The sequence below is a fragment of the Oceanicaulis alexandrii DSM 11625 genome (genome assembly GCF_000420265.1).
GTDB classification, from domain to species: domain Bacteria; phylum Pseudomonadota; class Alphaproteobacteria; order Caulobacterales; family Maricaulaceae; genus Oceanicaulis; species Oceanicaulis alexandrii.
Window position 1 is genome coordinate 1,779,507 of the sequence record NZ_ATUP01000001.1, and the last position, 15,233, is coordinate 1,794,739.

Sequence of the window (15,233 nt, forward strand, 5' to 3'; positions counted from 1 at the left end):
TCAGCGCGTTGAAATGAACTCGACGCCAGCAGCGCTGATGGCTGCGGCTGTCAGAACGCCGGTCTGGTAGGCGCCCGTATCCAGACTGATCCGTCTGTTATCCTTGCTCGGCTCGGATTGCGGCGTGTGCCCATGCACGATCATGTAGTCGTACTGGCGCGTATCGTTCAGAAACGCATCACGAATCCAGAGAAACTCCGCATCAGTCTGCTCGGAAAGCGCTTTGCCAGGGTCTATCCCCGCATGAACAAACAGATACTCGCCGCGTATCGTGAAGCTTTCGAGCGTTTTGTAAAACTCGAGATGAGCGGGTGGGAGGTGTTCGCGAAACCGCTTGGACGTCGCCGCCCAATGGGCTTCGTCCTTGCTCAGTCCGATATCTTGCACGCCATAGGATAGAAGGGTTTCAAGGCCGCCATAGGTGCTCCAGGACGAGCCCACTTCAGGGGTGTCGAGAAACTCAAGCAAGGTGGCTTCATGGTTTCCCTTCAGGAAGGTGCAATCAACGTCCTGAAGGGCCTCTGAATGGATGAGATGCTCCACCACGCCCGCCGATGTTCGAACTTGATAACGCGAACTTCGTTTGGACCTTCTCATACGAGCTGCAATGGGAGGATACGCGCCTGGATACGGTGCGGTCAGACCTAGAGGTCATTGGCCGCTTGCTCGATGAAGCTGACGTTCCGGTATCCATGGATGTCATAGTGGAGGCGTTGGCGGAAGAGGATGAAAGTCAGGGAGTGGTTGCAGATCGTTCCCCTGCCCATCGTGCGCGCAATGCCATAGCCTACCTTCAGGACCAGGCATTGACCCGTTGTATCAATGTGCGCAGTGCGGATACGGGTTATGTCTGGAACGACCGGGACCTGACGGATACTGAGTGGAAAGCTCGCATCGCTGAGCCTCCAGTAACTCGGACAATTCCTGTCATGCGAGTGTTGCCGCCGGAAGCTGTGGTGGTATTGGTAAATTGAGGGTAAGGGCGTGTGGCGCGCGGCGGAAGCGCCGGCTGCGCTAGTCCAAAGCCGTGCTTGGGCTGAGGGGCATATAACCTTCAGCCCTTGCGCCTTCACGCCAGCTCGGGGCAGCCTTCAGTGAGGCAGCAAGGCGCCAGCGATGCTTTCGCTTGGTGCCAATGTTCCGGACGGTCGGTCGATTGGAGGCGCTTAGCGCATTCATCGACGCCTCGAGCATCCGTTTGCTCGGGATCGCCGGAACCACGTGCAAAGATCGGCTTTCCAGATGCTCCAGGAAGAACCGGGCAACGTAAGCCAGATCATCCTCTGACACTTCCACCTTGCGATCCTGAAGAGCCTTGCGCAGGGCTTTTACAATCATCCGCCAGTGCGAAATATCGACTTGGTCTGCCATTGGAAAATGATCTCGCTATTCGTGTTTTATCAGCCTGGTCCAGACGCAATGAGCTAAAGCGCGAGGTGTGGAAGACCGGGCTTGAGTGAGCCTTCCTTTCATTCAGCCGCCACACCTTTGAAGTTCTTTCCTAGTGAGGCAGCAACCGTAATGAGCCTGCTGAGAAGAGGGGGGTGAGTCAAGTCAGTTTATTGTAATAATTACCTTTTTCCTTCTGTCAACATGGCGTTGACGGAACGAAAGCCTTCTGGAAATGAGCTCGTGGGCCACCATGGAGCGCGCATCTGGCTGCCGCATGGATAGATGTACTTCCGTTTGCGCTTGATTTTATCAAATGAGGCCGAGAACAATTTGCTTCTCCGGTCACTTCAACGCGCAATCTACTAGGACGAGACCAGCCGGCGCATTGCAGAGCCAACGGCCGGCCCCCCCCCTTATTTGGTGACGCTCAGGAGGAAGAGGATCTCGCGAGCGGGACAATCTATGTCCTGCGCAGCAACTCGACCAATCCAGTGGTCGCAGAGAACCGTGAGGTGCTCCACAAGATCGGCGTCACGGGCGGCAGCGTGGAGGCGCGTATCGTCGGTGCGGCCAAGGCTGAAACCTACCTCCTCGCAGAGGGCGAAGTCATGGCGACCTATGAGTTGTTCAACATCAATCGCAAGAAGTTCGAACGCTTGATGCATCGCGTCTTCGAGCCCGCGCGGCTCGAGATTTCCATCCCGGATCGGTTTGGAAATCCCGTTGAGCCGCGCGAGTGGTTCCTGGTGCCACCTTTTGTGATCGACCAGGCTATTGAGAAGTTCAGGGAAGGGGGCATAGGCGACTTCGTCTATGACCCCTCAATAGGCATGCTGATTGAGAGATAAGGCTATTTGAGCCTATCTCTGTTGCAGTGTCCTTATGCGTGCTGTCCCGGGTTTAGGCGAACTGCTCAGTCTTACCGAACTGGAAAAACCCAAATGCTCGGCCTTTGAGGTCGAAATGCGGATTATGCCATGGGTTAAGCCATTGCTGTGCTTGGTGCGGATCGATGAAGAGGGGCTCCCAATAACTTACGTGCCCGAGGCCGCCACTTGAGCGAACCAGTTTCGGGTAGAAACAATCTGGTTCTATTGAGCCAGGTTTAAGATCGTAAGTCCCAGCGATGTAAAAGACATCTCGCCCATTGCCTGGCTTTACTGTCATATAAGGGTCAGAGGGTTTGCGGCTCAAATAGTCATAGACGAAACTAGCTATTGGCAGAATACCGCGCTTCTGATTGTGCACATCGATGTCTTTGTTGAGCCGCGGCATTTCGTTAATCCGCGGCAACCCTGCAACAGTAAGGAATTTACGGTAAACGCCGCCCGACTCTCTAATTATGATAGGCACCGGCTGGTCTGCGGTGACCTTCCGTCCTGTGATCCACTCAGGTTTCCGGCGGGGGTTCAGCTTATCCCAGAGGTGGGGTTGTAGCGAAGCGAGGACGTGGCCCTCATCAGGGTATTGGTAGCCTATAATTTTCATATTTCTCTCTTGAGAGCTATGAGCACACAGGATCGATGACCGGTGGTCATAGATTTTGGTGCTAAGATTTTTGGTGGGATTTTGTCAGCATGTGCGATGCGCTGCATTGAAAGCGAATTGTCATGCTGCAGACGAATTTCCGAAATCTGGGCAGGCTAAACACGGCCTGCTCTTAACTTGAACAGCATCATTAACCACACGTGATGTCGCGCACGTGCGATGTGTGCTAAAATCAAGCTAAATTTTCGGAAAATGGGTGCACCCCGTGAACCCATTTTTTTATACTTTAAATTTTCCAAAATTGCAAGATAATTATCTTAATAGCTGAATTTTTATCAGCTTTAAAATGACTTTCTCAATCCACATACGGAGCCAGCTAAAGGCGCTCTTCTTTTGGCTGCCCAGCGCGATGGCTCTTCCGAGACTGCTTTGGCGCAGAAGCGGTCTTAGCCGAGAAAGCCCGATGGCATACAATACCGGTCAGGGGAGATGCTCCGGTTCGTAAGACCCCAGTCGATCGCCTAGCTATGAAGCGCTTCCCGCTTGGCGTGTGTGGAGCTTCCAAAAATCCAGTCGATCTTCTACGACTCCATGGATGCGTTCAGCTTAGGCAAAGTCAGCAATGCCAAAGACAGATCTTGTACGACCGAGTCGGGATGGTGATCAGTTTCACTACCTCTGGGCAGCGCGCCGTTGCCTGCGCCTCCTCCATCCGAAGTCGGGTTTGGTCGCGATTAGCGTCGAAGCAGTATCGCCCAGCGAGCAAGAGGGCGCCCCGGCCACCGAAGCAGGGACAGACGTAATCGATTTGGCGGAGTACTGGGGAGCCGAAGAACTCGAGAGCGCGACACGAATTCGATACCTGCAGCTCAAGCACTCTACGCTCCACCCTGAACAGCCATGGACCGCGAGCGGACTGGAGAAAACGATCCGCGGCTTTGCTGAACGATATGCGATGCTGCGTAAGGATTTCTCGCCGGAAGATCTCGCGGCGAAAATAGAATTTCGTTACGTCACTAATCGTCCGATTGCGAAAGCGATCGCGGAAGCCGTGCTAGACGCCGCTAATGGAAATTCGGCGCGTCATCCGAAAGAGCTCGAAAAGTTGGAGCGCTTTACAGGCCTGTCTGGATCCGCCCTCAACGCTTTCGCCGGGCTGCTTCACCTCGATGCGGGCCAGCACGGGTATTGGGAACAACGAAATATCCTTCACCAAGAGGTTCAGGGCTATTTGCCTGGGGGGGACGCGGACGGACCACTCAGAATGAAGGAGTTGGTTACACGCCGCGCAACGTCGGAAGGAGAGGCGAACCCAACTATCAATAAGATGGATGTTCTCCGAGCTCTAGGAACGGAAGAACACCGATTGTTCCCAGCACCATGTCTTATTGCTTCGCCGCCAGACGAACTTGAACGTGCCCAAGAAGCCGAGCTGCTCTCCACAATAATCGAAGCAGCGCACCCGCTAGTTGTCCATGCGGATGCCGGAGTTGGAAAATCCGTTCTTGCGTCTCGGATTGGTCGGGGGCTTCCCTGCGGGTCGGCTACCGTTTTGTACGACTGTTATGGCAATGGCCTTTATCGCAACATCGCCACGTATCGGCACCGCCACCGCGACGCACTAGTTCAGATCTCCAACGAACTGGCTGCAGAAGGGTTGTGCCACCCGCTAATACCTAACAGCGCCGCGGATGCCTCTGACTATATGAGAGCATTTAACCACCGGATCGGACAGGCTGCCGCTAAGTTGAAACTGAGCGATCCCGCCGCAGTTTTGGCATTGGTGATTGATGCTGCGGACAATGCGCAGATGGCCGCGGAAGAGATTGGTGAGGCGCGTTCATTTGTCCGAGATCTAATTCGACAGTCTTTTCCGGATAACGTCCGGTTGATTCTTCTCTGTCGTACGCACCGCCAAGACCTGCTCGATCCGCCGCCTCATACAATTCGGATCGAGTTGCAGCCATTCAGCCGCGAGGAAACAGGATCGCACCTAAGCTCAAAGTTCTCCGACTGCAGCCAGCACGACATCGACGAGTTTCATCGTTTGAGTTCGCAAAACCCCCGCGTCCAGGCGCTAGGGCTATCGAAAGGGCTATCCCTTCCGGAAACTCTTCGCGCGCTTGGCCCAAACCCAACTAGTGTCGCAGAGACTATTAAGCAACTGCTCCAGAATGCCGTCGACAAGTTGTTAGACGAGTGCACAACAGTTGAGCGCGAGCAGATCAACCGAATTTGTGAGGCGTTGGCTACGTTGAGGCCCTTTGTGCCGATTAGCGTTCTGTCTGAGATGTCGGCGGTGGAGCCGGCCGCGATCAGTAGCTTTGTGATCGAGCTAGGCCGTCCACTTTTGCTTTCCGGTGATGCCATCCAGTTTTTCGACGAACCCGCTGAGACTTGGTTCCGGGAACGCTTTAGACCGTCGCCCGCCGAGCTTGATGCGTTTGTATCTCGTCTAAAGCCGCTAGCCACTGGAAGCGCTTATGCCGCCTCCGTCTTGCCTCAGTTGATGCTCGAGGCAGGGAACTTTACCGATCTCGTTGATCTCGCCTTAAGTGGTAAGGCATTGCCTGAAACAAGTGATCTGGAGAGGCGTGAGATTGAGCTTCGCCGTATTCAGTTCGCCCTAAAAGCGGGGCTTCGTACAAGACGATACGTTGACTCTGCGAAACTTGCTTTGCGAGCTGGCGGGCAGGTCGCTGGCGATGAACGGCAACGCAATTTGCTGCAAAACAACACTGATTTGGCTTCCGAATTTCTAGATCTAGAACTTATCCAAGAACTTGTTTCACGAGATGTCTTTGGATCGGGGTGGCTCGGCTCGCACAATGCCTACCAAGCTTCGATCATGTCTGCTCGTCAAGAGCTGCAGGGCGACGCGCGTAGTCGTCTTCGGATGGCACACGAATGGCTTCAGAACTGGAGCCGTTTGTCGGACGAAGAACGAGAATCGGAACAGGTTTCTCATCAAGACATCGCGGAGCTAACCCTCGCGCATCTGAATGTACACGGAGCCGCACGTGCCGTTGAAACACTCAATGGTTGGCGCCCGCGTTCGGTTATGTATGACGTCGCCCGCATCGTTGGCCGGCGATTAATTGATCATGGACGTATGGATGACATCAAGCAGATGGCCTGCTCGGCGGGCAACAATCTTTGCTTGGTGCTCGGTCTATGTGTGGAACTCAGTGCGGTGCTTAAAACACCAGATGTCGGCGTTGTTCGCCGCGCTATGCGGCTCGTATCGAGCAAGCGCATTGACCTGTCTGTTAGGGACGCTTGGGATTCAAAGGAGTACGTGCTTGAGGCCGTGACCTCGCTCGTAGAAGGGGCCCTGCTCTTGGAGGTCTGTTCTGTCGACGATGGAATCGATGTTCTCACCCGGTACCTACCCAAAACTCCGCCTCGGGGTCTTTCGCATGGCTATTCAAAATCGCGATCTGTCTTCCTGCGGGCCTATACTTTGAGGTCTGCATTGCGAGGCGAAAAGCTAACTGGGCGCGATCTGGCCCATCCGGAATTGCTCAAGGAAATGGATAAAGATCAGCAGCACAGTAAGCCCAGAGAATTGTACGAGTTCGACGAGCATGTTACCGGCCTGCTGCCATTCTACCGACTTCGCGCCGCTGGTATTCTGGGTCAGCTTGGCGCCGGCGAGTTGGAAGGCCTCATTGAGGAGGCTAATAAAGCTTCGAACGCTTCCACAGATCGATACGCGAGCTATGGGAGCCGCGCCGCTGACGAGAAAGCACTGCTCTGGATGGAAGTCCTGCATCGCGCCGGTGTGTTTGAAGGCGGTGCATGGGAAGCATTTTTCGCTTGGAAGCGTGGCTTGAAACGAGCCTTGTTTACGCCGACTCTAAACGCATTGTCTCGGTTCTGCGGCAGGACAGCCGAAACTCAGGCAGAGGCGCTACAGTTCGCTCTAGAGGCTTTCAATCTTCACAACGCAGACCGGTCGGACGCGGATAGCATCGCTGACGGTTACATGGATTGCGCTCGATCAGTGCTGGCGTTCAGCCCTTTAGATGCCAAGGCTTTTTTTGATGACGCCGTGGCCGTTTCGAGCAGGGTCGGTAATGAAAATCTATCCCGCTGGGCAGCTATCGTTGACCTCGCAGATCGGGCCGCCAGCTCCGACCGACCGGTGCCTCAAACAGCCTACAATTTCGCGCGTTGTGCCGAGCTGACTTATCAATATGTGGCCAGAGACAAGCACTTCGATTGGTCTGCCTCAGTGCGTGCGCTGTCTGGATTGTGTCCTAAGTCAGCGTTGACGATCTCCAGTAGGTGGCGAGACAGGGAGTTTGGATGGCATAAACGCGTGTTCCCGCTGGTTGTGCAAACGCTTGTCGATCAAGAGTTTCTTCACCCACTCGACGCTGCGCCTTTAATCGCGATTAGTGGTGAGTGGGATGCCGGTAGGCTGACCGATCAAATCTTAAATGCCTGCCCTGACCGCAAAAATCGAAAGATGTTTGGGCAACACCTGTTCAAGTACATGAAGTTCAGTGCAGATGGGAGCCAGGCTCTCTTTCGTGCAGCTGAAGCGCACAGTATCGAAATCGACGGACTCGAGAGTATCGCTACTCGAGCCACGCAAAAAGCTGCCACTGAAAATGCTCGCGAGCTCGACCGCAACAGCGACTGGAAACTACGTACGAAATCGGCGAAGGAATGGGACGCGATCTTTGAAGATTGCGATGTCTCGAGCGTCGATGGGATATCGAGGGCTTATAGTCGCTTTCGAGATACAGAGCCGCCATTAGAGCATGATCAGTTCTTCAAAGAATTGCTGGTGCGGGTCTCGATCGGCAGCGAGCCGGATCTGATTAACGCCATATCTGACGTCGTCGAATTCGAAGCCTATCAGTTTCGTTCGTTTCTAGAGCAAGTTCCCTCAACCTGGAAAGAAAGACCTGCTACGAAGAAGGCACTAGCTCAAGCTGTGCGAACCAATTTACGTCGCCGGTGTCTCGAAATTGCCCGCAGCCGTTACTATCAAATCCTGCCGTTTGACTTAGCGTCAGAACTCTCAGGGGCCTCGGAGGCTGAGCTTGCCGCAACAGTTTTGGATGCGGTAGGAGACCTGCCTGATCTGCTCGATAGCGACCGCCTCTTTTCTCTTATTGGATTGTTGGCACCCAACATTACGGATGACGAGGCTTTATCCGTTCTCGAGTATGGTCTCCAGCTTTTTGACTCGATGCTCGAAGACACCGACGCGGACGGGTCCTGGGCAAATCACCTGCAGCCGCCAAATTCCGGACTAGCTTCACTGGCAGGCCATCTATGGTCAGTGCTCGCGTCTCCAGACGCCGTCGAGCGATGGGAGGCAGCGCACGTAGTCCGAGGCATCGTGGAACTCGGCCGCGTCGAACTTTTAGCTGAGCTCGTTAAGCTTGCTGATGGCGGAAACTCTAATGCGTTCTTTGACGCGACGCTGCCAGCCTATGAACTCCATGCAAAGCAATGGTTTTTGATCGGAATCGCACGAGCTGCAGTTGAGCATCCGCAGGCGTTAAAGACACACTTTGACACCCTCTTCCTTTGGGCGACTGAGGGCAGCCTGCACATCATGATGCGCGAGTTTGCAAAACGGGCCGCTCTTAGCCTGGTTAAGCAGGGTGTCGTCAAGGCGACGGGGGACCAGGAGGAGTTTCTGAACAACATAAACTGCTCTCCGTTTGAGATAGAACACGTAGAGGAGTTCGAACACATAAGACAATCGGAATCAAAAGCAGAGCCCGAGGCGCCGGAGGATCGATACTTCTTCGGCATCGACTTTGGTCCGTATTGGTTGGCACCGTTGGGTCGCGTTTTCGGGCTCTCCCAGAAGGCTGTTGAAGCGCGCGCGCTCAAGATTATCAGAGAAGAGTTGGGAGCGACTTCCAATGGGCGCTGGGACGAAGATCCGCGCGCTAACTCTGGCCTCTATCAGTCCGACCGATCTATGGCGTCCCACGGTTCTTACCCCAGAGTGGACGTGTGGAGCTTTTATCTATCCTACCATGCGATGATGTTACTCGCCGGCCAGCTTTTGCGGTCGGAGCAGACGATCAGTAATCCCAATTACGGCGAAGAAGATGAATGGGCATCGTGGCTAGAGCGTCACGATATCGCGCGCAATGACGGTCGTTGGCTTTCGGATCGCCGTGATACCGAGCCTGAGTTGCTTACGAGCTGGAAAGCGAAAAATCGGGATGACCAAGAATATGTTTTGGTCACATCCGCGGATTTTATTGAAGCTCTGTTTACAGGAGAACGCATTGTTGTTGACGGGGACTGGTCTACTGCCAATCCAGAGCGCCAACAGAATGTCCACGTTGTAAGCGCATTGGTTGACGCAAGGCACGCTGACGCGCTCACGCGGGCGTTGAGTTCCGCTAAAGACCATATGGATTATTGTCTTCCAAACGCCGGTTCGGTGCACGAGATCAAGCACGGGGATTTCGGCCTAAGGGGGTGGATATCCTATGAAGGCTATCGCGGTGGCCTCGATGACTTCGACCGGTGGGCCGGAGGAATCGCCTTTCCTGCTTCCAGGCCAGCCGATGGAATTTGCGGTCGCCTAAAGCTGCGACCAGATGAGGACCAGAGAACGTGGACCGGCCCGAATGGCAGCGTTCTATTTTCTTCCGAGGTTTGGGGGCATTTCGACGAAAAGCAACGGAGCGATTTCACCAGTCCTGAACGTGGCCAGCGCTTATTAGCTTCAAGAGCTGCGATCTGCGAATTACTTAGCGGAACCGAAGAGCAGCTAATTGTTGAAGTTCGGATTGATCGCCACCGGGTCTATCGCCCCTACCAAGCTAGCGAAGATGAGGAGAAGGAACGTGTCCGAAGCACAAGAAAAATCTTCTTGGTCAACGAGCGTGGCGAAGTCAGAACACACTAGCACCGTAATGGAACTAGGTAAGCGCTTAGTGTGCGAACTCGACCTTGAGGACTCGACTGACACGCTTAGCCGGTGGATGGCTCATCATATCGCGGAGCTGATAACGCGGTCTGAGCAGGCTGGAGGCTCCAATCGCGCGCTCAATCACGAGTGCTATGAGGCAATTCTTCAGCTGTGGAGGCATCGACACGAACTTCCGGACGGCAAACGTCCATTTGAGGAAGTAGAGCCGGTCGCACGAGCGATCGCGAGCCTCGACCCAGAATCCACTTTTCCACGGTACTTCCAACGACCTCACGGTCGGCAGGAAAAAGAAGACCAGAGCCCGAGTGAACAATGGTTGGAGGTCGCTGAGGGGATAGACTATTCAGCGCGAATTCTGATCAGCGAGTGCTTCAAGTTGGCGGCGCAATCAGCTCCAGACGCCGCAAAACTCATCGAGATTGCCAACGCCGTTGATGGGCCGCCGGATGCAATGCGAGTCGTGGTCGAGTTTGTGTCTTCAAACAGTGGAATTGATGAAGACGTTTCCCTGAACAGCGAGGAATTAGAACGTTTAGAAAAACGTTTGCAGCGCCTAGAAGCTTTCACATCGTTTTCGGATACGTTGGCTACGCACTACAAAATAAGGCTCGCCGCGTTGTCCGGAGAATCTTGAACACTGGAGATGGTATGTAATGTGAGCGTCTCCGCTAGCGATCCAGGCTTCTTACCAGCCGATCAAGCGAGCTTCAGAGTACTACCGGGCGAAATCGCATCTCCCTTTTTGTCCGCTTTAGGGATGAACCGGCAGTAGGCTTCATCAGCTTAGGTAATGATGAAGTGATGCTTCAGCCATCGACACTTAGAACGCATCCTAAGCGAACGGCGGTCAGCAATTGGGAGTTCAGCCTGTCCGAACTTGCTGAGATTTCCGCCTCACGAGCGCCCCATAAAGCGCTACGAGCTTCGAGCGTGTCGAGCACCGTCACCGCTTCCAGATCGCGCCCGCGTTCCAGTCGAGCCAGCACCCGTTCCGCCGCTGTGACAGCCTCCTGTGTCTGCTCCACCTGGCGCTCACTGCGGATATTGCGGGCAATCAGCTCCAAGGCCTGACGACGGATAGTCGCCTCAGCCGCAGCGAGGCTTGCGACCCGACCACCTTGGGCGCTAGCCGCTTCAGTGAGGCGCGCTGCTCTTAGTCCGCCTGTAATGGGTAAGGACACTCCAACGCCGACTCCGGTCTCACGACCATCTTGTTCACTGAAGACCTGAAGGCCCAATTGAAGGTCCGCTCGCCGGTCATATTCAGCACGTTGACGCATCAACTCGGCATGGTTCAGCTCCAGACGCGCGACATGCAATTGCGGGTTTTCCGCCAACATCGCTGACAGAGCGTCTTCGTTGTCTTGTGAAAGTCTGCATGTACCAGAGAGCAGCCCTTGCGCCAGTTCAGGACGCGCTGTGCCCGGGAACCGCGCCTCAAGCGCCAAGCGGGTTAGTTCTCGGTCCGTTTGCGCGCCCTGCAGAGCTGCGGCGGCTAAGGACAGATCGCGTTCCAATCGATCAAGGTCGACATCCCGCCCCCGGTTTTGATCGACCCTGATCGCTTCTGCGTCGCGGCGCGCACGGGCGTCTTCTAGTCGGCTGCCCATGATCGCTTCCAGTGCGCGCGCCTGATCCCATTGGACCCAGAGGCTGACCCACTCAAGCGCTTCGGCCTGCCAGGCCGCAGCATAGGACGCGTCCGCCATAGCCATTTCCGTCCGGGCCAGCTCATTGTCCAGGCGGCGTTTCTGCGGCCAACGAAAACTGCGCGTCACGCCCACCTGCCACTCACTGGTGTCAGAAGAGGATTCGGCCTGACGCCGGGCGAAGCCTGCATCGAGACTGGTTTCATACTCGCCGATATCGCGCTGTTCGGCCCGAGCCAGCGCGATCTCTCGCTCCGCTCGAGCGACCGCAACCGAAGGCGCTGCCTCCAATGCAATGCGCACATGCTCTTCTGCAGACTGGGCCTGAGCCGGCGGCGACAGTAACAATGCGCTGACGAGCAACAGGGCGGGAAATATATAGCTCATATCAGCCGTCCAAACTCTTCAATAGGTTCAATCCAGTACGCGATTTGTCGACGAGGGCAGCGCGCAGCGACTGTATCTAGAATGGTCGCAACATCTCCGCGCGGCAGGATCATCACGAACTGCACGGCCTGCATCGCGCCTCGCACGCGTTCTCCTGCTGTGGCGAGATGCATGTCAGCCCCACGCCCTTCGCAGGGCAGCATGGTGTAGCCGGGGATGGCGTCGGGCAGATCATCCAGGATGTCAGCCAGGGCTGTTTTGATGTCGCGTGGACAGACAAGGCTTAGCTTGCATAGGGACGGACCCATCGGGCGACCTCCGTACGTTCAGTGTCCAACCCGGTCTCAACGCCGAAGCGGCGATAGAGCAGAGGCAGGAGGTAAAGGGTCAGAAGTGTGGAGGACACGAGTCCCCCAATGACAACCACTGCCAGAGGGCGCTGGATCTCCGCCCCGGGACCGGAGGCGAACAACAAAGGCGCCAAGCCGAAAGCGGCGGTTGTCGCTGTCATCAAAACAGGGCGCAGGCGTCGGCGTGTCCCTTTCAGGACGATATCTTCGACAGATTGGCCTTGGGCGCGCAGATCGTTGAAATGGGTGATCAGCACCAGGCCATTCAAGACCGCAATGCCCAAGAGCGCGATGAAGCCGACAGAGGCGGGAACCGAGAGGTATTCCCCCGACAGTCGCAACGCGATCACCCCGCCCACCAGCGCGAAGGGGATATTGGCCAGGATGAGCAGCGCTTGACGCACCGAGCGCAGCGTGGCGAAGAGGACGATGAAGATCAGCACCAGCGCGACGGGCACCATCAGGCTCAGGCGCGCCGCCGCCCGACGCTGGTTCTCGAACTCACCACCCCATTCAATCCGATAGCCTGCCGGCAACGGGCCCAGCCCCTGGACCGCCGTCTGCGCATCCTCGACAAAGCCCACAAGGTCCCGGCCCGACACAAATGCTTGCACTACGGCGTAGCGTGATCCGTTCTCTCGATCGACGACAGCCAGCCCCTCGGCCCGTTCAACACGGGCGATATCGCTCAGCCGCACCTCTCCGCCATCTGGCGCAGCGATACGCAAATCCTCGAACCCCCAGGGCGTGTCACGATAGCGCCCGTCGGAGCGTATCATGATCGGCGTCCGGCGCCCCGGCTCGATGACCTCGCCTGCGCCCAGGCCTTCCAGACGACTGCGCAGCTCATTCTGCGTGCTGATGACGTCGAAGCCGTAGCGCCCGATCCGTTCAGGATCGATCGAGACCTGCAGATATTCAGCCAGATCATTGGAGGTGGTGAAGACATCAGCGGCGCCTTCGACTTCCGCCACTGCGGTTTCTATCTCCCCGGCGATCCGGGCCAGAGTATCCGCGTCCGGGCCGAAAATCTTGATCGCCAGATCCCCGCGAGAGCCGGTGAGCATCTCGGAAACCCGCATCTCGATCGGTTGGGTAAAGGAGGATTCAATGCCCGGAAAATCTTCCAGGACCGCCCTCATTTCCCCGACCAGCCAGTCCGTATCCGGTCCGCGCCAGTCTTCACGCGGGGCCAGCTGCAGAAAGGCGTCGCTTTCGTTCAGGCTCATGGGATCAAGGCCGAGCTCATCCGACCCGACACGAGCAATGACATGACGCACTTCCGGCACGCGCTCGATCAAGGCCGCTTCAATGCGCAAATCATCCGCTTGGCTCTGATCGAGATTGATGGACGGCAGGCTGGCGAGCTGCATCACGACAGCGCCTTCGTTCATGGTGGGCATGAAGATCTTGCCGGCGCTGAGATAACTGATCGCAGCGAGCCCGACGCCCAGAGCGGTGATCACATAAATGATGATCGGGGCTTTCAGAGCGCGTCCCAGCGACCATTCAAAGGCCGGTCCCAAGACGCGCATGATGAACGCCTCGTCGCCGCGTCCCGCCTTGAGCGTGAATGCGGCGAGCACCGGGATGAGCGTCAGCGCCAAGAGCATGGCGCCGCCCAGCGCGAACACGATGGTTAGCGCCACCGGGGAGAACAGCTTGCCCTCCAGCCCCTGCAACGAGATCAAGGGAATAAAGACCAGGCAGATAATCAGCGTGCCTGCGGCCGTAGGCGTCGCCACCTCGCTTGCAGCGCGATAGACGGTATGCAGTCGGTTTTCCGACGGTCGCTCATTGAGACGTTCGACGGTGTTCTCCGTCACCACGATCGCGCCGTCCACGATCATGCCGATGGCGATGGCGAGACCTCCAAGGCTCATCAAATTGGCGGAGAGGCCCACCATCTGCATCAGCAGAAACGTCATCAGCGCCGAAAAGGGCAATATCAGCGTCACGACCAGCGCAGCGCGCAGATTACCCAGGAACAGCACCAGAATGGCCACAACCAATGCACTGGCGATCAGCAGGGCTTCAGAGACCGTGCCCACCGCCCGTTCAATCAGATCCGAGCGGTCATAGAACGGAACAACCCGCAGTCCTTCCGGGAAACTTTGTTCAAGATCGGTCAGACGCGCTTGAACGCGGCTCACCACGGCGCGCGCATCTGCGCCGCGCAGCGCCACGACGATGCCCTGGACAGCCTCGCCTTCACCATCCTTGGTCACTGACCCATAGCGTGTCAGCGAACCGATACGCACATCCGCAATATCGCTCACCCTGACGGGCGCCTCGACATCGCTGCGCACAACAAGCGCGGCGATGTCTTCAAGGCTTTCCGTCGCGCCCAGGCTTCTTACGACCAGCGCTTCCTCGCCGTCATTGATGCGCCCTGCGCCGTCATTGCGGTTATTCGCTTGCAGGACATCGCGCAGTTGGGAGACGCTGACCCCCGCCGCAGCCATGGCGGCTTCATCGGGCACAATTTCGAAGGTCCGCACCCGTCCGCCCAACGCATTGACGTCTGCAACGCCAGGCAGGGTGCGCAGGCTGGGCCGGATCACCCAGTCCAGGATGGAGCGTCGCTCTTCCAGAGACAGCCCTCCACCTTCCAGCGTGAACATGTACAGCTCGGACAGGGCCGTTGAGATCGGCGCCAGACCGCCTTCGACAGTTTCGGGCATGCTGCCCCGCACGGAGGCCAGGCGTTCGGAGACCTGCTGACGCGCCCAATAGACGTCCGTACCGTCCTCAAAATCGATTGTGATGTCGGCAATGGCGTATTTCGCCTTGGCGCGCATCACGGTCTGATTGGGAATGCCGAGCAATTCCATTTCCAGGGGCGTGACCACCCGGGCCTCGACCTCTTCCGGCGTCATGCCGGGCGCCTTGAGGATAATCTTGACCTGGGTCGGAGCGATTTCCGGGAAGGCATCAATCGGCAAGCGCAGGCCGGCAATGGCGCCTGAGATGGCGAGCGCGAAGGCTGCACCCAGAATGAAAAGGCGCTGGCTCAGGGCGAAGGCGATCAAACGGTTGAGCATG

General features: G+C 56.6%; 10 protein-coding genes. 4 read left to right on the plus strand and 6 right to left on the minus strand.

From position 1 onward, the window contains the following. The gene (locus G405_RS15500; RefSeq protein ID WP_169447507.1) at positions 1-543 is read right to left on the minus strand and encodes a metallophosphoesterase family protein; all 543 of its coding nucleotides are present in this window, start codon (positions 541-543) and stop codon (positions 1-3) included. Positions 544-554: 11 nt separating this feature from the next. Between G405_RS15500 and G405_RS16525 the strand changes: the two genes are divergently transcribed. Next, complete coding sequence (locus tag G405_RS16525; RefSeq protein WP_022701123.1) at positions 555-974, plus strand: hypothetical protein; 420 nt, start codon at positions 555-557, stop codon at positions 972-974. A gap of 40 nt (positions 975-1,014) precedes the next feature. On the opposite strand, the gene G405_RS0108670 is transcribed toward G405_RS16525, so the two are convergent. Beyond that, positions 1,015-1,371 carry a hypothetical protein gene (locus G405_RS0108670; RefSeq protein WP_022701124.1) on the minus strand — a complete coding sequence of 119 codons (357 nt, stop codon included), beginning with the start codon at positions 1,369-1,371 and terminating at the stop codon, positions 1,015-1,017. Positions 1,372-1,904: 533 nt separating this feature from the next. Here G405_RS0108670 and G405_RS17205 point away from each other — a divergent pair. After that, a complete protein-coding gene (locus G405_RS17205) occupies positions 1,905-2,240 on the plus strand; it encodes a GIY-YIG nuclease family protein (RefSeq protein ID WP_233346014.1) in 336 nt (111 codons plus the stop codon). A gap of 52 nt (positions 2,241-2,292) precedes the next feature. Here G405_RS17205 and G405_RS0108680 read toward each other — a convergent pair whose 3' ends face one another. Continuing rightward, positions 2,293-2,880, minus strand: a complete 588-nt coding sequence (locus tag G405_RS0108680; protein ID WP_022701125.1) for a hypothetical protein — start codon at positions 2,878-2,880, stop codon at positions 2,293-2,295. Positions 2,881-3,835: 955 nt separating this feature from the next. Here G405_RS0108680 and G405_RS0108685 point away from each other — a divergent pair. Both G405_RS0108685 and avs3b read left to right on the plus strand, forming a co-directional pair. Next, positions 3,836-9,778, plus strand: coding sequence for a hypothetical protein (locus tag G405_RS0108685; protein ID WP_233346015.1), 5,943 nt, complete (start codon positions 3,836-3,838; stop codon positions 9,776-9,778). Continuing rightward, the gene (gene avs3b / locus G405_RS0108690) at positions 9,717-10,436 is read left to right on the plus strand and encodes an AVAST type 3 anti-phage proein Avs3b (protein WP_156861436.1); all 720 of its coding nucleotides are present in this window, start codon (positions 9,717-9,719) and stop codon (positions 10,434-10,436) included. Before G405_RS0108685 ends, avs3b begins: the two co-directional genes overlap by 62 nt. A 172-nt stretch (positions 10,437-10,608) precedes the next feature. Here avs3b and G405_RS0108695 read toward each other — a convergent pair whose 3' ends face one another. Genes G405_RS0108695 through G405_RS0108705 form a run of 3 tightly spaced genes read right to left on the minus strand, consistent with a single transcriptional unit; the run spans position 10,609 to position 15,232 of the window. Then, the gene (locus G405_RS0108695) at positions 10,609-11,838 is read right to left on the minus strand and encodes a TolC family protein (RefSeq protein WP_022701128.1); all 1,230 of its coding nucleotides are present in this window, start codon (positions 11,836-11,838) and stop codon (positions 10,609-10,611) included. Then, complete coding sequence (locus G405_RS0108700) at positions 11,835-12,146, minus strand: DUF3240 family protein (protein ID WP_022701129.1); 312 nt, start codon at positions 12,144-12,146, stop codon at positions 11,835-11,837. Before G405_RS0108700 ends, G405_RS0108695 begins: the two co-directional genes overlap by 4 nt. Then, entirely contained in the window at positions 12,122-15,232 is a 3,111-nt protein-coding gene (locus G405_RS0108705) for an efflux RND transporter permease subunit (protein ID WP_022701130.1), read from the minus strand. The genes G405_RS0108700 and G405_RS0108705 overlap by 25 nt, the downstream gene beginning before the upstream one ends. Between the last annotated feature and the right edge of the window lies 1 nt (position 15,233).